The 19,349-nt window shown below is 64.2% G+C and carries 17 protein-coding genes; 11 read left to right on the top strand and 6 right to left on the bottom strand.

Features of this window, described 5'->3' with window-relative positions:
* Positions 1-6 precede the first annotated feature (6 nt).
* The 10 genes from HUA75_RS16320 to HUA75_RS16275 all read left to right on the top strand — a co-directional run bounded on the left by HUA75_RS16320 (position 7) and on the right by HUA75_RS16275 (position 14,059).
* Positions 7-198 carry a hypothetical protein gene (locus HUA75_RS16320; RefSeq protein WP_174461015.1) on the top strand — a complete coding sequence of 64 codons (192 nt, stop codon included), beginning with the start codon at positions 7-9 and terminating at the stop codon, positions 196-198.
* 297 nt (positions 199-495) lie between these two features.
* A complete protein-coding gene (locus tag HUA75_RS16315; RefSeq protein WP_174486907.1) occupies positions 496-1,227 on the top strand; it encodes a class I SAM-dependent methyltransferase in 732 nt (243 codons plus the stop codon).
* Between the two features lie 175 nt (positions 1,228-1,402).
* A complete protein-coding gene (locus tag HUA75_RS16310; protein ID WP_217446087.1) occupies positions 1,403-1,837 on the top strand; it encodes a hypothetical protein in 435 nt (144 codons plus the stop codon).
* Positions 1,838-1,888: 51 nt separating this feature from the next.
* Positions 1,889-2,320 carry a hypothetical protein gene (locus HUA75_RS16305; RefSeq protein WP_174486905.1) on the top strand — a complete coding sequence of 144 codons (432 nt, stop codon included), beginning with the start codon at positions 1,889-1,891 and terminating at the stop codon, positions 2,318-2,320.
* A gap of 32 nt (positions 2,321-2,352) precedes the next feature.
* On the top strand, positions 2,353-2,544 hold the full coding sequence (locus HUA75_RS16300; protein WP_174457859.1) for a hypothetical protein: 192 nt from the start codon (positions 2,353-2,355) through the stop codon (positions 2,542-2,544).
* 781 nt (positions 2,545-3,325) lie between these two features.
* On the top strand, positions 3,326-4,774 hold the full coding sequence (locus tag HUA75_RS16295) for a putative metal-binding motif-containing protein (RefSeq protein ID WP_174486904.1): 1,449 nt from the start codon (positions 3,326-3,328) through the stop codon (positions 4,772-4,774).
* Between the two features lie 291 nt (positions 4,775-5,065).
* Positions 5,066-11,884 carry an RHS repeat-associated core domain-containing protein gene (locus tag HUA75_RS16290; RefSeq protein ID WP_174486903.1) on the top strand — a complete coding sequence of 2,273 codons (6,819 nt, stop codon included), beginning with the start codon at positions 5,066-5,068 and terminating at the stop codon, positions 11,882-11,884.
* Positions 11,885-11,928: 44 nt separating this feature from the next.
* Complete coding sequence (locus tag HUA75_RS16285; protein ID WP_174486902.1) at positions 11,929-12,159, top strand: hypothetical protein; 231 nt, start codon at positions 11,929-11,931, stop codon at positions 12,157-12,159.
* A 392-nt stretch (positions 12,160-12,551) separates the two neighbouring features.
* Positions 12,552-12,992, top strand: coding sequence for a hypothetical protein (locus HUA75_RS16280; RefSeq protein WP_174486901.1), 441 nt, complete (start codon positions 12,552-12,554; stop codon positions 12,990-12,992).
* A 629-nt stretch (positions 12,993-13,621) separates the two neighbouring features.
* On the top strand, positions 13,622-14,059 hold the full coding sequence (locus HUA75_RS16275) for a hypothetical protein (RefSeq protein WP_174486900.1): 438 nt from the start codon (positions 13,622-13,624) through the stop codon (positions 14,057-14,059).
* Between the two features lie 35 nt (positions 14,060-14,094).
* Here the strand turns inward: HUA75_RS16275 and mscL are convergent, their stop codons facing one another.
* The 5 genes from mscL to HUA75_RS16250 form a co-directional block, all read right to left on the bottom strand.
* Positions 14,095-14,502, bottom strand: coding sequence for a large conductance mechanosensitive channel protein MscL (gene mscL / locus HUA75_RS16270; protein WP_217446086.1), 408 nt, complete (start codon positions 14,500-14,502; stop codon positions 14,095-14,097).
* A gap of 127 nt (positions 14,503-14,629) precedes the next feature.
* Positions 14,630-15,706 (bottom strand): radical SAM protein, encoded by a 1,077-nt coding sequence (locus HUA75_RS16265; protein ID WP_174475921.1) that lies wholly within the window; start codon positions 15,704-15,706, stop codon positions 14,630-14,632.
* Positions 15,703-15,942 carry an anti-sigma factor gene (locus HUA75_RS16260; protein WP_141640579.1) on the bottom strand — a complete coding sequence of 80 codons (240 nt, stop codon included), beginning with the start codon at positions 15,940-15,942 and terminating at the stop codon, positions 15,703-15,705. Before HUA75_RS16260 ends, HUA75_RS16265 begins: the two co-directional genes overlap by 4 nt.
* Before the next feature lie 69 nt (positions 15,943-16,011).
* On the bottom strand, positions 16,012-16,626 hold the full coding sequence (locus tag HUA75_RS16255) for an RNA polymerase sigma factor (RefSeq protein WP_174486899.1): 615 nt from the start codon (positions 16,624-16,626) through the stop codon (positions 16,012-16,014).
* A 35-nt stretch (positions 16,627-16,661) separates the two neighbouring features.
* Positions 16,662-17,249 (bottom strand): DNA-3-methyladenine glycosylase, encoded by a 588-nt coding sequence (locus HUA75_RS16250; RefSeq protein ID WP_174487048.1) that lies wholly within the window; start codon positions 17,247-17,249, stop codon positions 16,662-16,664.
* Between the two features lie 139 nt (positions 17,250-17,388).
* Between HUA75_RS16250 and HUA75_RS16245 the strand changes: the two genes are divergently transcribed.
* On the top strand, positions 17,389-18,939 hold the full coding sequence (locus HUA75_RS16245; RefSeq protein WP_141640551.1) for a 4-alpha-glucanotransferase: 1,551 nt from the start codon (positions 17,389-17,391) through the stop codon (positions 18,937-18,939).
* 62 nt (positions 18,940-19,001) lie between these two features.
* Here the strand turns inward: HUA75_RS16245 and HUA75_RS16240 are convergent, their stop codons facing one another.
* Positions 19,002-19,280, bottom strand: coding sequence for a hypothetical protein (locus HUA75_RS16240; RefSeq protein ID WP_371746123.1), 279 nt, complete (start codon positions 19,278-19,280; stop codon positions 19,002-19,004).
* Between the last annotated feature and the right edge of the window lie 69 nt (positions 19,281-19,349).

The raw sequence follows: 19,349 nt of genomic DNA, 5'->3' as shown, positions 1-19,349 counted from the left end.
CACGACATGACCGAAAAGAACTTGAGAGAGTACCGAGCAATCATCCTGCTCGAGGGCCCCGCTCAGACTCAGCCGGGTCTGCAGGTCACCGTGATGGCAACTGACGGTGACGAAGCCTACACGCTTCTCGAGGAGAAGTATGGCGACGGCACCGTCTTCGACCTGCACAATGAAGAGGATGCGAGCACGATTCGATAACCCTGCCGGCTGAATGTTCGGCTTGGAGTAGCTGAGGCTGGGCTCGCGATCTTCCAGGTCGCGGGCCCTCCTCCTCGGGGTAGGCACAATGGGCGTCCTCCCATGCCGTCCTCCGGTCGCCCATCCGTGGGAAGACGTGAGCACTGGCACCGATTCTGGGAAGCAGCCAGAGGCCAAGAGCCCGCACCGTCCAGACAATCCGCCGATTCAGCCTGAATCCCCGCCCTACCGGACTGGCCTGCCGACGCGCATCCTCGAACAATCGCCCGCCTTCAGCGGGCCCATCGAGGACACGTCATGGCCCATGAACACCTCACTCACTCCGCCCACCACATCGTGCCGGGCTTCGGCGCCGACCGAGCCGCCCACTACGACGCCCAGGCCGCCATCAACCTCGCTGGCGCCCAGGCCATGTATGAGCTCGGTGTCAGCGCGCTGACCGCACAGCTCGACGGACAGGAGGCTGCCTCCCTGCTGTTCGTGGGCATGGGTACGGGCACGGAGCTGATGCCCTATCTGCGCTTCGATGTTCCCGGCTGGAGCTTCACGGGCGTGGACCCGTCCGAGGCCATGCTCGACGTCGCCCGTAAGCGCCTGGAGGCCGAGGGCCTGCTTTCTCGGACGCACCTTCACGTGGGTGAGCTGCGAACCCTGCCTCCCGGCCCACCCTTCGACGGCGCGCAGATGATGGGGGTGCTGCACCACGTGGAGGGCGAGGAAGCCCGCATTGAGCTGCTGCGGGAGGTGACCCGGCGACTCAAGCCCGGAGCGCCGTTCGTCGTGGGCTGCCGCGTCGGCAATGACCCCGAGCTGACGAACGTGGAGTTCCGGCGGCTCCGAGCCCATGGAATCCCCGCAGAGGCGCTGGAGCATCGGCGCAAGCGCATGACGGAGATCCGCCCCATCGAGTCCGACGAGGCCATGTTCGCAATGCTCGCACGAACCTCACTGGTGGCTCCGCGCCCCATCTTCGTCTCCTTGCAGTTCAAGGTGTTCCTCACCCGCTTCGAGCCTGGAGGAATGCGCTGAAGCCCTGTCAACGACGCTCGTGAGCGAAGGGCAGGCGCGCATCGCATGCCGCACCTGCCGTCCCATTGAGGTCGACCTCCATAGAGGTGGTGCCAGGTGGAAGAACGTCCCTGGCATGGACTCATGTGGGCGTATGCTGGTCGCTAGATACAGGTCAGCCTTCGAGAGGAGTTCCTTGCATCCCACCAGCGCCATCGAAGCAGATGCCGTGAAGCGGCCCATGCTGTTCCGCTGGAGGAATCCCCTCCCCGAAGACACCATCCTCCGCTGGGCAGGGAGACACGGAAGTGTCCCCACGGACTTGCTGCGATTCTGGTCGTCGACGGGAGGAGGAGAGGCGTTTGAAACGGAGACGTTTCTTTCACCCGTTGGCGATCCTGCGACTGGCGACGACATCGACAGCGTCACTTCCAGCTATCGACAGGCCGGGCTCGCACCCGGATGGGTCGTCTTCCATGTCGGTCTTGGTCTCTCCGCCTTCCATCCTATCGACGGGCGCTTCGCATGGTTCGACCAGCGGACAGGTGAGCCGACTCAAGTCTTCAAATCTCTTGATGACTGGTATCGAGGCACTCTTCGCCACGAGTACGCGGTCCGCTACGCTCTCTAGAAGGTGATACTGGGAAGCACCTTCATTGCCGCTGCCCGCCACGAAAGCCCCATGAGCCAAGAGACCCAGGATTCCATTCAGGGATTTGAATATGACTGGTTGGCCTGCGACCAGGACGGGTTCGTGGGCTTCTTCAGCACCGCTGGCGGCGGCTACGCGCCGGACGCGTTCCTCCAGGATGTCGACGCACACGACCAGGCGATTTCCATCATCCGGCACATGGCGCCCAGCACGGCGCCGGTCCCCGAACCTGGCCAACTCTCCGAACCGGGCGACCCCTGGCAGCAGATGGCTGCGCGAGGGCTCTATGCTTTCGACTCGTCGTTCCACGGCGGCCCCTATCGGCTCACCGCCGCACCCACGGCCCCCGTGCGGCTCAGCGACCTCCCCGAGGCGGCGGCACGCGTCGCGGGCAAGCTCATCTACAACGGCCTTCGCTTCTCGGAACTCAAGTCCATCAGCGAGGACCTGCTGCTATTGTGATGTCTGCCTCGCACCCTTCAAGTAGACAGGACATGACCAAAAAGAACTTGAGAGAGTACCGAGCAATCATCCAGCTCGGGGGCAGCGCTCAGACTGAGCCGGGTCTGCGGGTAACCGTGATGGCAACCGACGTTGAAGAGGCCTACATGCTTCTTGCGGAGAAGCATGGCAAGGGCACCGTCTTCGACCTGCACAATGAAGAGGATGCGAACACGATTCGATAATCATGCCGGATGAAAGATCGGCTCCGAGGTAGCTGAGGATGGGCTCGCGGTCTTCCAGGTCGCGCGACCTTCTCCTTCCCAGGAAGGACACAGGCCACGGTTCCAGCTCAGGCCTATGCCCCCAACATCAGGAGCAGTGAGGACCCACTACGCGCGGCCCGTACAGCGGCTGACCTGCGTGTGAGTTGGCGCCCACACCGAGCCACCGCCCAGGGCAAGCAAGGGCTCCATCGATTCGAGCAGTTGAGCGAGCAACCTCGCCCCTCATTGCCCGTGCCCATTCCATCTCTCGAATGAGCACGTCAGAAGGCTTCGTTACCCCTTCCAGCTTCGGGAGCCGCTGAGGAACGCCGGAATCCTGGAAGGTCCACCCCAGGTCATCTCGGCCCCATCGCGCGGCCGATTCAGCCATCCCACGTGGGCTGGATGCAGGTCCCGTCTCGTGGACGGACTGCTCGCCTGCGACGTGGACAGGCCCCTCCACGAGCCTTCGGCGCGTCCATTGCAGAACACGTGGACTCCGCGAACGCACCCGGCACCCACCGAGCCACTCACCTGCAAGAGCCAGCCAGGCTCGGTCTACAGCCACGCGTCTCGCGAGACAACTTCTCGCAAGCCTTGAAAGCTCACCATGCCTCGACCCTCCTGTGCCGCTAAGCGGCTGTGGCGCCTCCATGCCTATCGGCTGGCACTGCTCGCCATCATCATCGCCCTTCCCACGCTCGCGGCGGCACCGGCAGCCACAGCGCCCTCACTGGATGCTGGAGCAGCCGTGTCCCCCATGGCTTGTAACGGCTGCGATCCGCCTCCGGACATCTGCGAACCAGAACGTTGTGACGGGTTCGACAATGACTGCGACGACCTCATCGACGAGGGAGTCCTCCTCACACTCTACCGAGATGCGGATGGGGACCGAAAAGGCGCCGGCCCCGGACGACAAGGCTGTCTTGCACAGGGGTGGGTCACCAACAACAGTGATTGTGACGACAGCAATTCCTCCCTCTGGCAATGGGTGCGGTACTACCGCGACGCGGATGGAGACGGATTCGGAGCTGCCGGCAACTGGAAGGATGCCTGCGGGATTCCCGCTGGCTACGTCACTGACGCCACCGACTGCAACGATGGCTCGGCATCCGTCAAACCAGGTGCTTTCAAGTCCTGCGGCATTGGGGCCTGCGCCACCAGCGTCCCGGCCTGCGTCAACGGCGCCGAGGCAGCTTGCATCCCCAGGCCCGCGACGCAGGAAGTGTGCGACCAGGTCGACAACAACTGCAATGGGCAAGTGGATGACCTGCCACCTGTCTCCTGTGGTGTGGGCTTCTGCCGGCGAACAGTCGCTGCCTGCGCCGACCACTGCGAACTGGAGGAGTCGCGCGACGGGAAGCCGCCCATCGAGGTCTGCACCTGGGGAGCCAACACCTGCTGGCCGGGCGCACCTCGAGCCGAAGTCTGCAACGGCACGGACGACAACTGTAACGGAACAACGGACGAAGGCGTCCTGCTGACGCTCTATCGCGATGGGGACGGAGACGGTCATGGAGCAGGAGCCCCGACTGGAGCCAGTTGCAATGTACCCGCGGGAGCCTCCTCCAGCGGCCTGGATTGCAACGATGCGAACGCGGCGGTGCACCCAGGGGCTCTGAAGCACTGTGGCGTGGGCGCCTGCGCAGCCAGCGTCCAGTCCTGCGTCAACGGGACCGAGCAGACCTGCACCCCGTTCCCTCCTGAGCCGGAGTCATGCGACCAGTTCGACAACGACTGCAACGGGCAGGTGGACGACGCTCCACCCAAGACCTGTGGCGTCGGCGCATGCATGCGCAGCGTTCCCGCATGCGCCATGGCGTGCTGGTACGAGGAAGCCAGAGACGGCAAACCGCCAAGGGAAGTGTGCGAATGGGGCGACTATGGCGTCTGCACTCCAGGTCAACCTCGTCCCGAGGTCTGTGCCAACGATCTGGACGAAGATTGCAACGGCTGGCCCGACGACAACAGCAACACCTCCACATGGGTCCAGTTCTTCGCGGACCAGGACCATGATGGTCATGGGGCCAATTGGGAGCCCCAGAGCGCCTGTCGACAACCAGCGAATACATCCCGCACTCCTGGGGACTGTGACGACACCCGGGCTGACATGAAACCAGGCTCCGTTGAGGTCTGCGACGGCATCGACAACAACTGCTCGGGGACTCCGGACGAAGGCAACGTCTGTGACCAGTCCTTGTGCCAATAACCCCGCATTCTCCTTTCGACAATCTCCATCATGAGACACCACTCACAAACCTCACGTCCCCCGGGGCGCCTCAAGCGCTTCGCGGCGAACCTCATGCTGTTCTTCTACGGCACGCAGTTGCTAAGCAGTTGCGTGCCCGCGGGCTCACCTCCGGAAGGAGGCGACGCCTTGGAGGTCGCGCGCGCCCGGGCCACGCTCGACGCCATTCCCTTCGAGCTGCGCCCCGACACGATTCTCGACACCACCTCCGCCACGCCCGAAGCACCTGGCATCACCCCCTTCACCGCGAACGTGACGGCCGACGGTTCTGCCGCCGTTTCGATTCCGCTCTGGGCTCCTCCAGGACGCGCGGGCCTCCAGCCCTCGCTCTCCATCGTCCATCACAGCCAGGGCAGTGACGGACTGCTCGGCCCGGGCTTCAACCTGGCGGGCTTGTCTCAAATCACCCTCTGTCCCAACTCCTTCGCGCGCGACGGCATGCTCCAGGCCGTGGACTTCCGCCATTGGATGTTCGCGACGGGGTCCGACACTCTCGACTTCTACAAGCGAGTCTATTGTCTGGACGGCGAGCGACTGGTGCCCGCTGGCGGCACAGGTGCGTTCAAGACAGAGCAGGATGCCTACGCATCCATCCGCATCCCCGAAGGCAACAGTCCCGCCAATCCAGAGACCTTCGAGGTGCGGGGACGAGACGGACTCATCCGGACCTACGGCAAGACGACCCAGGTCAATGGGACGCAACGAGAGGACGCGCTCATTCGGGGCTTCGACTCCGGTCGCAAGCGCAACGTCGACGGCACCATCTCGATTGAAAACAACGGGATAGCGACCATCACCTGGGCGCTCGCATCCATCAGGGACCGCTTCGGCAACCAGATGGATGTGTATTATGAACAGGCGCCCGCCGTTGACGAGACGTCCGTCGCCTGGCATCGCCCGAAACGCATTGCCTATACCAGCTTCCGCCGCGAAGGCGTCAACCCGGAGACTCAGTCGCCAGAGGTCACCGTCGAGGACGGCCGACGTGAGGTCACCTTTGAATACGAGTCCCGGCCGGATACTTTCACCGGCTACCTCTCGGGAGTGAAGGTCGGACGCGACTTCAGGCTGTCACGCATCAACATGCGAGGCCCGGGCCTCGCTCCTGGTGGCAGCACGGTCACCACTGTCCTGCTGCGCTACTATCGGATGAAGTATTACCAAGGCGCGGTCAGTCGCCGCAGCCTGTTGACCGAGCTGCGCGAATGCGATGGCCGCGACATCTGCAAGACGCCCATTCGCTTCGATTGGGAACAGGGCTCCTGGGACTTCGACTCCCTCCCTGCCGTCAACGTGAGTAACGCCAAGTCTGGGACGGGTCTCAATGCTTTCGGGCTGGGCGCCGGCCGGCAGGGCCTCGCGTACTTCACAGGCTCCGTCCTCATCGACGAGAACGATTCCAGCTTCCCCACGGACAACACCGTGCAGCACTGGGAGGACCGGATGCGGCTGCTGCAGTACCCGGACGCCACCTCCACTACGCTCGACCTTTCCGACATCAGCGGCCTCGTCCGCTGGGATCCCTTCTTCAATAATGATGGGAACCCCGTCGGCGGAGGGGACGCGAACCACTTCTGCGGCGACCGCGAAGACCGCAATCTGTATCCCATGGTGACGGACTGGGATGGCTTGGGCCAATCCACCGTCGTCGGCCTCTCGTGTTTGTGGGGGGTATTCCGGGGCAGCCCCTTCTTCACTCCCGTCTATGCCCATCAAGTCAATCACCTGTCCGATGAGACGCATGTAGTCGGCTCCGAGCCGAATCCGCAGTACTGGCTGGATTTGGATGGTGACCGGCGCAATGAGCGCGTGTGGGTGGGGCGACATGAGGATGATCTCAATAATCCGAACTATCCGGACCCCTCCGTCAGGCGTCGCGTCGTCATCGACAATCCCATTCCGCCCTCGACACTCAGACCGCCCATGGTGCCCAGCACCAGGGCGAGCCCCATGTCGGAGTCGCTCATCTACCAGAGTTCCCGCCTCGGCTTGCGGGTAACGGATCTGGCTGGCACCGGCAAGATGAGCCTGGTGGGCCTGGGCCCGAGCACGAGCCCGAGCATGTTCCTGGATGCGGTCAGCTTCCGGGAGGTCCCGTCAGGCTATTCGACCGCAGGTGAGCTGAAGGTCGTACCGACCACGTTGCGCAGGCCACCCAACTTTGCCCCGGTCTTTCTGAACCTGTTCGCCTTCACCTTCGACTTCATCGACGTGAACGGTGACGGCCTCCAGGACGCTGTGACGCTTGGGCAGCTCAAGGCGACCGACGTGACGCTCAAACTCCTGGTCCAGCTCAACACCGGCAGGGGCTTCACCGAGGTGCGTGAGACGGTGCTTCCCAGCAACTTCAGCACCGTGCTGCTGAACGCCAAGACGGAACACGGCGATTTCGACGGCGATGGCCGCGTGGACCTCGCCATCTTCCGCCCAGGCTCTCAAGTCCAACTGCTGCTCGCGGGTCCCCAGGGTGACTTCACCCAGCTCATGACCCTGTCGAGTGTCCCCAGCGGGGACAACAAGGAGTGGTCTCAGGTCATCGACGTCAACAACGACGGCATCCTGGATTTCACCTACCGCGTGGGCAACGAGCTGCGCATCGCGCGGCGGCAGAAGCCCGTGGACGAACTCAAGCGGGTGCACGGCAACATCCAGCTCGCCACCTACCAGGGCTACTCCGGCTTGAGCTACTCGTTCGAGTACGCGTCGCTCGCCCAGAGCAACCCGCACGGCGCTGTCACACCAAGCGAGCCTTTCTACGCCAAGAGCTACACGGATACGTCGGCGAAGCCGTGGCTTCGGCTGTCGCCAGAGACGATGCGGGTCGTATCGCGCATGTCCATCAACTCCAATGAGCAGCGAGTGCAGAGCTGGCGCCACCTCTATCGAGATGGCCTCTCAGATGCACGAGGACTGGGCTGGTTGGGCTTCGGGCAGCGCATCGTCATCGACGAGGTGACGGGGACTCGCACCACCACGACCTACGACAACAGGACGACGGTCGAGGGCTCGAACCGTCTTGCGAAAGCGCCCCTGGCACACTTACCCAAAGAGGAGCTCGTCGAAGTGCCGACGGATGCGAACACGCGCATCCAGACGCAGCGGCAGTGGTTCTATATCCGCACGCCAGAGGTCCATGCCTCGACGTACCGGCAGTACGCCAGACGCATTGTCGAGACGGTTCGCGAAATCAGGAACGGCTCCGCGACGGTGGTCTCCGAGTCGGAGGCGCTCACTTCGCTGGATGACTACGGCACCCCGCTCTCGCAAACGGTGCTCATCCACGGGGCGGGCACGACCGAGCAGGTGAAGACGGTCACCGTGCCGACCTTCAACACCACCACCTGGCTTCCCCAGGGGACCTGGACCATCACCACGTCCTGGATGTCCTGCGCCAGGGCTCCCGTGGTCGGTTGTTTGGGACAGCCCGATGCCGCCAACGTTCGCACGCAGCAGGTGACCTACGACTCGCGCGGTCAGGTTGAAAGCGCCGAGCACGAGCCGTCGCTCATCGGCGAGGCCGTGACACCCTCCACCTCGGAGACGTACCTCAAGACACTCTTCACCCGAAACACCAAGGGCCTCGTCGAACAGGTGTCACAGCAAGGCAGCGGCGTCACCCGCACCGAGTCGGTGACGTACGACAGCCTCGACCAGACGCAGCTCACGACCACCACGGACGCCGAGGGCGCCACCTGGCGATATCTCTTCCATCCGGGCCTGGGAGTCCTCGCGCAGACGGCCGACCCCAATGATGTCCACATGCGCTTCCAGTACGACGGCTTCGGCCGCCAGCGCATCGTCACACCGATGTACCAGGGGCCCTCCGTGGCACCCGCGAACAAGTCCATCGTCGAGACGCACTACGAATGGAACGGTCCCCTACCACAGCATCGGACCGAGGTGGCCACGAGCGCCTCCGTGAAGGATGAGACTGTTACGCGCTTCGACGCGATGGGGCGTCCGGTGACGACCCAGTCCGCGCGCTTCGACGGCAAAACGGTGACCTCCACCGTCACCTACGATGTCCTTGGGCGCGTGGTGAAGCGGGAGATGCCCCGAACCAGCAACGAGCAAGCCACGTGGGAAGGCTACGAGTACGACGCGCTCAACCGAGTCGCTGCTCGCCGCTTCGGAGATGGCACCACGGGTCTCTCTGGCAAGCTCATCGAGAGCTTCAACTACTCCGCGCCCGCGCCCTATTCCTCGCAGGCAATGTCTACAGATGCGCTCGGCCAGGTGAAGAAGACGCTCGTCGACTTCCGTGGACTGATGACCCATGCCACCGAGGCCGTGGGAACCTCCAAGGAAGCGACCATGACGTATTCCTACGGCCCCTTCGGCCGCCTGGACTTCATGGACGACCCGGCTGGCAACCGTAACGCTCTCTTCTACGATACTGGGGGTCGCTTGGAGCGCACCGTCGACCTCAACGAAGGGACTCGCTTCTTCCACTACAACGCCTTCGGCGAGCTCAAGAGCCAGTCAGATGCAGCCACGGGCGCGACCGGGCGCATCACCACCACCTACCAGCGCGACCTCCTCGGTCGCGTCCTCTCCTCCACCAACCAGAAGGAGAGCCTGGAATATGTGTACGACGACGGGCCAGGTGCCATGCGCCGCCTGACGCGCGCGACTCGTACCCCTGTCGGCAACCCCAGTGGGGTCGTCATCACGGACTACATCTTTGACGCCTTCGGTCGCGAGACGGACCTCGCGCAGCGCGTGGGCGGCGAGACACTCGTGATGAGCCGGCAGTACGACGACTACGGCCGAATGAGACGCCTCACCTATCCCGCGGCGATCAATGGCGCGCTCTTCTCAATCAACCGCTCCTTTTCGGACCGAGGGGAACTGTCAAGCATCTACCCGAGTAACTCCATCACCAATTATTGGCGGGCTTACGAGCAGGACAGCATGGGCCGGCTCAAGACAGCCCATTATGGCAATGGTGTCGCACGCCTCTTTCGCTACGACACCCAGGGCCGTCTGCGCTTCACGGAGGCCAGGCGCGGAGGCACCCACATCCAGCGGCTCGCCTACGAGTACACCGAGAACGACAATCTCTCGGCGCGTCACGACCTCGAACTCGGCATCACCCAGAAGTACACCTACGACGCGCTCGACCGCCTCGAGCGCTGGAAGGTTCAGCAGAACTGCCAGAACCTCGACGTCCAATTCCAGTACGACAAGCTCGGCAACATGCTCAGCCGCGCTCCCGTCGCCGGCTCGGAGCCCTCCGCCACGCTCGACTACACGTCTGGCACCACAGGAGGTCCTCATGCGGTCAAACAAGCCCAGATTGGCGCTGAGTCCTTCACCTACGAGTACGACCATCGCGGAAACCAGATTGCCTCGCGCAATGGCCAGGGAGCCCTGGTTCGCGCGACGCAGTACACCTCCTTCAACCTCCCCGAGAGTGTTACCTCGCCGAGTGGCACCGTCTTCTTCGATTACGACGCCTCCGGCACCCGCGTCCGCAAGCGTTCCTCGGACGGCCAGGAGGAGACCGTCTATCTCGGGGGCCTCTATCAGCGTCGCAAGAAGGGGCTGACCACCACCCACATCCTCAACATCCCCAGTCCCGAGGGCGTCATCGCCGAGGTCTCCTGGGATGAGGGCTCCACCACGGAGTCCACGCGCTACTTCCTTAACGACCCGCAGGGCAGCCCTGACACCGTCACCGACGCCTCGGGCACCGTCCTTGAGCGCATCAAGTATGAGCCCTTTGGGGCCAGGAGGCAGGCCAGCAATCTGGCTCAGTCCTTCACTTCAGGCCACTTCGGGGCACGAAGGGGATTCACAGGGCATGAGCATGACGACGAGCTGGGCCTCATCAACATGCGTGGGCGTATCTATGACCCACGGCTGATGAAGTTCCTCAGCGTGGACCCGGTCATCGCCCAGCCGGGCTCAGCGCAGGCGCACAACGCCTACTCCTACGTGTTGAACAATCCCACGCGATACACGGACCCAAGTGGCTTCGCGCCTTATGTGGGAGGACTTGTGAGCCGATGGGACGGCGGCTGGACGGGGGCGCCACAGTCAAACCAAAGCATGATGATGAGCGCGCTGGAGCGGCACATGTCCGCGCCAGGGCCCTCTTTGTATCTGCCCAGCATCGACCTCAAGGTTCCCAGCGTCGAGACCCTCGACGATGCGAAGGCCCAGCCCGATGCGCGCCACACGAACGACATCGGGCAGAGCTCCGGCTCGTCCACGTCAGCCCTAACGTCCCTTCTGACCAAGGCCTCTGCGACCTTTAACGAAAGCTCGGAGATGGTCCCCTGCGGACCACATCTGGGTTGCCGCGCAGGCAAAGCCCTCATTGGTTCGCAACTCGACAGCATGCTGAATGCGTCGGCGGCGTATGACAGGTACGCCCCTGTCAGCAAACTCGCCGCAGCCAGCTTCGCCGCTAATGAGTTCATTCCGTTCGTCTCCGCAGGCGAGAGCGTCATGGAGGCCAAGTCGGAATGTGGGAGCGGCGCTGTCGGCGGATGCCTCATCGCAACAGGAAAAGCAACCTTCTACACGCTTTCGTCGGGGCTTTCCCTCTATTCAATGGGCCGCAGTGGCGCAGGACTGGCAAACAGACTGCGACCTTCATCCACTTCCCTTCCGCGCCGGCTCAGCATCGATCTGGGGCCTGCGGGAGCAAGCGCCAAGGCGGCAGGCAAGCCTGGAGCGATGGTTGCTCAGCTCACTGAGAACACCTGCGGGCCAGCCTGCGGTGTCCAGCTGCTGAGGGAGGCTGGAATCGAGGTTTACCAGTCCAACTTGACGTCAGGATGGTACCGAGGGCTCAGGCCTGAGTTTTTGGCGGACAATCTCAACAAGTTCCAGTCGGGCTGGCGGGGGGGGATGCAATATCTGACGGAGGCGCAGGTCAGGGGACTGGCATCGCGAGGTTCCTACATTGCGCGTATCGGCAGCCTACCAGGCCACTTCGTCATCGTTGACAAAGTCACGAAGGCCAAGGTCTTCTTCCGAGACCCAGCCGGAGGGGTTGCCCGACAGATGGATATCGCCGAGTTCCTCGACCTAGTGAGTGGATTCGTCTTCAGAGAATGATCTCCCCACACATTCGAATCAGTTACCACAGCATCAAGATACTCTTGACCGTCGACCTGAACACCTTGATGGAGGTCTTGCTTGAGCAATTTGGCCCTCGCGTCACGCTGGAGGTTCAACCCATGACAGAATCGGAGAAAGCCCTGGCAGAGGAGAACCTCGGCATCGTCACGGCTGTCAGGTCTCGATTCATCCTCACGGAAGTGCGCTCTGACCAGGAATCGATTCGACATAAGGACCTGGAAGAAAGGATCATTCAAAAAGGCCGGAAGTAGCTTCATGACCCAGGAAGGGATGCGCGAATCCCCTTCAAGGACATCAGAAACTGCTTCACTCACCACCTGGCGGTTCCAATCCGTCAGGTGGTCTTATCTGCGTCTGCACCGCGTCGAATTATTGAAACACCAAGTTGGTAATGATCGGGGCGCCTGCTTCTGCATCAACTCCTGACGGGCCCGACTCAGCGAGAGGAAGTCGTAGCGCTCCAGCAACCAGTGCTCGTTGCACCGGTGAGCATACTCCCCCGCGCGGGTGTGGAGTTGATGCTTCGAGGGGACCTGACGGACGACGAGCTGGGTGCGTTCCTCGAGCCGCTCCTGCTACGCTGATGGGAGTCGCGGGCACCCGAGAATGTCACGTGGCCCGACAGGTGCATCCAGGCGTCACCATGAACACCCCCAAGAACCCCTGGCGACGACTCAAGGCGGAACGGGCCAGGGCTGGCAGCCTTCCTTATCCAGTCCAAGATGAATTCACCTCGCTGAAGGCCGAAGGCTTCGACTTCGTGATGAACATCGTCGAGCAACGTGACGGGTCGACGCGTCAACTCGTGAATGCGCTCTTGATGGCATTCACGATGCGGAGTTGGGACCGGATACGTCTCGCGAGAGCACTCCCCAGTCTTTGCATCCACAACGAGTCCGGACTGAGGGAGACTGCGGTACGCATCCTGGTCGTCCTGCTCAATCTGAACAGGCGGGCCCCCGGTGAACGAATCCCGTACGATGATGCTCGTTCGTGCGCGGCGCTCCTTCGCGAGGCCCTCGCCTTGGGCGTCCAAGAAGACACAGCGGCTTTCGCACTCGAATACCTCGCACTGACTCCCTGACACAGGGTGCATCCTACGAACTGATGCCGGAAGCTCTCACGAATACTCTTTGGGAGAAGCCTTGGTTCACTCGATCATCACTTCCATCAACACCATTTAAACAGGGCTCTACGAGGTCACTTTTTAGAACGAAGGAGTCCTGACCACTGCTCAATCCTCCGTCAAACTCACCAATAATTTGCAGATAGTCAACCCCGTCCCGGACATATTCACGAGGGGGGGGGCTGGTTGCCTACCCACGCGACATCTGCGCTGCCGTTGTCGCCTTTGATCGAGCACGAATCAGAGGAGAGGAGTTCAATGAATCACAGCGCCAGGAATCCGAACCGTGAGACCCGAATACAATTACCCTTGAATCTACGTCGCATGGCTCGATGGCCGCACAGGGATGACGACTGTACTCTTCAGCCCTCTGGATGACTGGAATCAAGACACTCCACTAGCACCTCCGACGCCCTGGAACACTCGCGCCGAGTACACCTTTCACCGCATCCTGGGAAACTCCCACCGTGCCGCCATCCACTCCACATCGCCGAGGCAACAGCAAGAAGAGTACGTCCTCGGCTTCTCCTCGGCGCAATCCCTCACACCTACCCGATGTCCTGAACCACGTCAGAAAGTTTCCGAAGATGTATCTCGCACACCCAAGTTCTGACGCCTGCGCCAACTTCGTTCATGGATTCGACGCCGCGTGGGGTGGTGGGCTCCTTTTCGGATTTCGTGAGTGGCTGATCGTCAAGGTCGACAGTGGGTCCAACTTCGGTTGGTCATGGCTCGTGGTTCTCCTGGCACGCAAATCGGGTCACCCGAAGTTCGACCCCACGGAAGAGAAGCCCGAGAACGTCGCCTTCCTGCTCGACACCCTCGAGACCTTCCTCGCCGAGCGAGAGACCATGGACGGCCCCAGGACCCTCTTCCTTCGCTTCGACGACTGGCTCAGAAAGCAGGAGTGGTACGACTCCGAATCCCCCGGGTGGGTGCCGCGACAGTCAGACCTCGCCAAAAAGCCACGAAGCACCAAGGGAAGTCGAAATCGCGCCAAGAAGCCCAGCCGCCAGGCTCCGTGAAGCCGGTCGTCCGGTGTGAAGCACCCGCAATCACTTCACACCGTCACCAACACCGAAGTACACGCCCGGCACCGCCGGGCCTCCACCGGAATCGTCTCACGGCACTCCGGGCACACCTTCGTCGCGACCGGCGCGGGCTCACCCTTCTTCCCGCGCTTCGCCCACGCCTGCCCCACCTTCGCCACCACGATGAACAGCACCGACGCGATGATGAGGAAGTCGAGCACCGCGCCCAGCAGGTGCCCCAGCCGCAGGTTCAGGGGCGTTGCCGTCGCGTTGCGCCAGTCACCTCCAGGCAGCACCGCGCCGACCACTGGCATCACCAGGTCCGCCACCACCGCGGTCACAATGGCGGAGAACGCGTTCCCCATCACCACCGCCACCGCCAGGTCCACCACGTTGCCCTTCAGGGCGAACTGCTTGAACTCCGAGAGCAGGGACACGGGTACGCGCCTCCGTCACCGGATGGCCTGCTCCCTGAATGCCTTGGCACCAGCCGGAGGGCCCCGGAAACCCACGCACCCTACCCGCCCCACCCCGCACCCTCGGCTCGTCCGACAGGGCCGATTGTCACGTGGTGGTCGAAGTCGACTCGGACACGGGCGCCGGCATCACCGTGCCCCCGTACTGCGTCGCCGCCAACGTGCCGCACGCCGCCCCAATCTCCTTGCCCCCTGAATACCGCCGCGCCACCGGCGCCTTCAGGATCTGCAAGTAATCACGGAACGCGCTCAGCTCCTCCGCCGTGGGCGGCTCGTACTTCCCCGTCGGGTCCGTCACGTCGATGAGGTCCACCTTGATGGGAATCCCCTCGAAGGCCACCTTCAACGCCTCCGCGTCCTCCCGCTCCAGGTTGAACCCGCGAATCGCCACATAGGCAATCATCGCCCGCTCGCGCCGCACCTGGCTGTACTCGCGAATCGCCTCAATCAACTCCGGCAACGGATGCGTCTTCTCAATCGGAAGCACCTTCATCCGCTTCTCCGGAATCGCGCTCGTCACCGAGAAGGCCAGCCGGTACGGATGCCCCTCCCGCGTGTAGCGCCGAATCGCCGGCACATGCCCCGCCGTGGAGAAGGTGATGGACTGCCCCGAAATCGAGAAGCCCGCCGGATTCGACAGGATGCCCGCCGCTCGCAACGTCTCCTTGTAGTTGAGCAGCGGCTCCCCCATCCCCATGAACACCACACCCCGCACCGGCCGGTCCGCCTCCGCCCTCACCTGAAGCACCTGGTCCAGAATCTCCCAGGTCTGGAGGTTCCGTTTGAAACCCAACTTCCCCGTCATGCAGAAGTCGCACGCCAGCGCGCAGCCCACCTGGCTGGACACGCAGACGACGTACTTCTCATCGAAGATGGGAATCCGGACGGCCTCAATCCGCCCGCCCAGGGGCGAGTCGAAGAGGTACTTCACGAAGCCGTCGTCCGCCCGACGCCGCTCCACCACCTGGAGGCTGGGCATCTCGGCGTGGGCCTTCAGGTGGTCGGCCACCCGCCGGGGGACCTGCGGCGAGCGCGCCACTTCCTCCACCGAGCCGAGCCCGTGGGCGAAGACGGCGGCGAACACCTTGCGGACCGCGGTGGGGGACGGGGAGAAGGGCGCGAGCGCCTCCGCCAGCTCCGGCAGCGACAGTTGCTTCAGGTTCACGAGGCGGACTTGATTTTGGTGCGAAGGAACTCCGTCAGCTTGGAGCTGACCTCCTTCGGCATCCTCGCCGCCAGCGCGCGCTTGCACAGACTGGGCGTCGCCCGGTACGTGTTCAAGAACTCCTCACAGGGCGAGCACCCCGACAGGTGCTCCTGAAGGTGGCGCGACTCCTCGGGCGACATCTCGCCCTCGAGGTATTCCAGCAGGAGGTTGATTGAGTCTTTACAGGTGTACATCCGAACCTCGGCTGGCTGCGGCACGCCCTCGTCCTCGCTTCGGAAGATGCGGAGCCCCCCAGTTGCGTTTCACGGCCCGCGATTGTCCCGGTTGTAGAAGGCGTCAATGGCCTCCCGGAGCGCGAGACGAGCCCGGTGCAGGCGGCTCTTGATGGCGGGAATGGAATCCCCCGTCACCTCTGCAATCTGTTCGTAACTGAGGCCGTCCACGTCTTTCAAGAGGAAGACCTCACGATACCCCTCAGGCAGCCTGTCCGCCGCTTGTCGGATGGCCTGCCCCAGCTCGGCGTCCAGCGCCTTCTCCTCGGCGTCCCGGCTCCAGTCGGACACCGGGTAGTCCGCGAGCGTACCCCGGGGGGTGAATTCCGGCCCCTGGAGCTCCGCCTCGGCGGCCTGCGTCACCCGGCGGTGGCGCAGGCGCATCAGCGCATGGTTGGCCGCTATCCGGTGCACCCACGAGCCGAAGGCCGCATCCCCGCGAAAATCCTTGAGATGTTGGTAGGCCGACAGGAAGGTGTCCTGGGTGATTTCGGCGGCGTCCGCCTCCGAGCGGGTCATCCGCAGGGCGAGACCGTACACCTTGTCCTGGTGGGACTCCACCAGGGCCTCGAAGGCGGACATGTCCCCATCCTGCGCGCGGGCGAGGAGCTGGCGATCATCTTCCGTGGCGACCTCGTCAGGCATGGCGGGGCGCACCCAACCAGCCGGAAGCGCCTTCGTCAAGGCCGGTTACGAGCCCTCGTCGCCGGCCGCTTGCTGACGTGTTGACTGTCCCGGACCCAGAGTCGGAAGGGCTCCTGGGCCCACGCCCCCGCGTAGTCCACGCCGATGCGCGGCCCGCGCTCCACCCGCGCCTCGGCGATGTCCACCCCCGGCAGCAGGTGCAGCCCGGGGGAGGCCAGGTCCATCCGGTTGTGCGTCAAGGTCAACCCCAGGGCCTTGCACAGCTTGCCGGGCCCGTCCGTGCGCGCTCCGGCCTCCAGGCCCTCCACCGGCTCCACCGCGCGCACCAGCACCGCGGCCCCCACCCCGGGCGCGTCCGTGACGACGTTGAAGCAGTGGTGCATGCCGTAGATGAGGTACATGTACGCCCGCCCCGGGGGCCCGAACATCACCTCCGTGCGCGGGGTGAGCCCCTTGGCCGCGTGACAGGCCAGGTCGTGTTCACCGATGTACGCCTCCGTCTCCACGATGCGCCCCACCCGACGAAGTCCGGTGGCGTCTCGCACCACGAGGAGGGTCCCGAGCAGCTCCCGCGCCACCACCAGGGCCGGCCGCGCATAGAAGGAAAGGGGCAAGACAGTCACGCTCACCCCAGGATTGTACCGGCCAACAGACGGGTGCGCCGGGGAAGGTGAATCCGTCCTCCAGCGAAAACCCGCCGCGCATTTCCTGTCACGGGACCAGTTCACTCCGGGGCAGGGGTGGTGCAGATTGCGCCGCACCATGTCCACCCCCGGCCGGCTCTCCGGTCTCCTGCTTCCGCTGTTCTCACTCCGCGCCCCGACGGATTTCGGCATCGGCGACTTCGGCGCGCTGGATGGCCTGTTCTCCTGGATGAAGGTCGCGCGCCAGCGTCTCTTGATGCTGCTGCCGCTGCTGCCCACCGCGCCTGGAGACTCCAGCCCCTACGCCACCCGCTCGGCCTTCGGACTCAACCCGCTCTTCATCGACCTGCACGCCCTGCCGGAGTTCATCACCTCCGGCGGCGAGGGCGCGTTCTCCGAGGAGCAGCGCCGGCAGCTGGCCGAGGCCCGCTCCGCGCCCCGCGTCCGCTACGACCTGGTCTTCCCCCTCAAGGACGCCGCCTTCGCGCGCGCCTTCGACACCTTCGAGGAGCAGCACCAGTCCCGCCAGTCCGAGCGCGCCCGCGCCTTCCACCAGTGGCGCGAGGCCCAGGCGGACTGGCTGGAGACCTACGCCCTCTTCACCGCCATCAGCGAGCAGGAGCAGCGCCGCGCGTGGTGGGAGTGGCCGGAGGGCCTGCGCACGCGCCAGCCCGAGGCCCTGCGCGCGAAGGCCACCGAGCTGGAGCGCCGGGTGCGCTACCACGCCTGGCTCCAGTGGGTGGCCGAGCAGCAGTGGGACGCGGCGCGCGCCAGGGCCAAGGCCCAGGACGTGCTCCTGTGCGGCGACGAGCCCTTCATCATCGGCCAGGACAGCGCGGACTGCTGGGCCAACCCCACCATCCTCCGTCGCGACGCGCGGCTGGGCGTACCGCCGGACGACTTCTCCGCCACCGGCCAGGACTGGGGCCTGCCCTACTTCGACTTCGTCGCCATGCAGAAGGACGACTACGCCTGGCTGAAGGCGCGCGCGAAGAAGGCGGCCAGCTATTACGACTTGCGCCGCGTGGACCACGCGGTGGGCTACTTCCGTCAGTGGATTCGCGACGAGAAGACGCCCACCGGGCGCTTCACGCCGCCGGACGAGGAGAGCCACAAGCGGCTGGGCCGCAAGCACTTCGAGCTGCTCTCGGAGGGCGCGGGCATCGTCGCCGAGGACCTGGGCGTGATTCCTCCCTTCGTCCGCCACATCCTCGCGGAGCTGAAGCTGCCCGGCTACCGGGTGATGCGCTGGGAGCGAGACGACAGCGTCTACCGCGACCCGCACCAGTTCCCCCCCGTGTCCCTCGTCACGACAGGCACCCATGACACCGACACGATGGCCGAGTGGTGGGAGGGCGCCCGCGACGACGAGCGTCAGGCCGCCGCGCGCGCCTGGCCGGAGCTCAAGGGCGTGACGGTGACGCGCGAGTTCACCCCGGAGGTACACCGGGGCCTGCTGGCCTCGGCGCTCAACGCGAGCAGTGACTTGTGCGTGCTGCCCTGGCAGGACGTGCTCGGCACCCGGGACCGCATCAACCTGCCGGGCTCCATGAGCGACTCGAACTGGGCGTACCGCATCACCCAGGACGTGGGCGCGCTGATGTCGGATTCGACCACGCGGGAAGCGGCCGAGAAGCTGGCCTGGCTCACCGCGTCCGCCCGGCGCTGAAGGCCGGACTCCGCTCGCCCGGGGACGTCCTCCCGGGCGTGGCTCCACTCAACTCGCGCCGCTTACTTGATGCACTTCACCTGACCGGGGAAGCCATCGAAGATGGCGCAGCGGCGGTTGGTGTTGGCGCACTCCAGCCGTTCGCACACGTCCTCGGTGATGCAGATGGGCGGCGAGCGACCGAATTCCAGGAAGACCTCGGCGCAGAACTCGTTGAGCTGGTCGCAGCCGAACGAGCCGCAGTACTCGGCGTCGGCGAGGCTCTCGCCCTCCTTCACGCGCACGACTTCGTCGTCATCCACGCCGCAGGCGGTGGCGAGCGCCGACACCACGCAGAACACCAAGACTCTGATTCGCCGGGACAGGAGCATGGCCCCCAATCTGGCGCACCTTGGCGCGGCTTGCACGTC

Source organism: Myxococcus sp. CA040A, assembly GCF_013336725.1.
GTDB classification, from domain to species: domain Bacteria; phylum Myxococcota; class Myxococcia; order Myxococcales; family Myxococcaceae; genus Myxococcus; species Myxococcus llanfairpwllgwyngyllgogerychwyrndrobwllllantysiliogogogochensis.
Note: the sequence above shows the minus strand (reverse complement) of the source record. Positions and strands in the feature narration are given on the sequence as shown.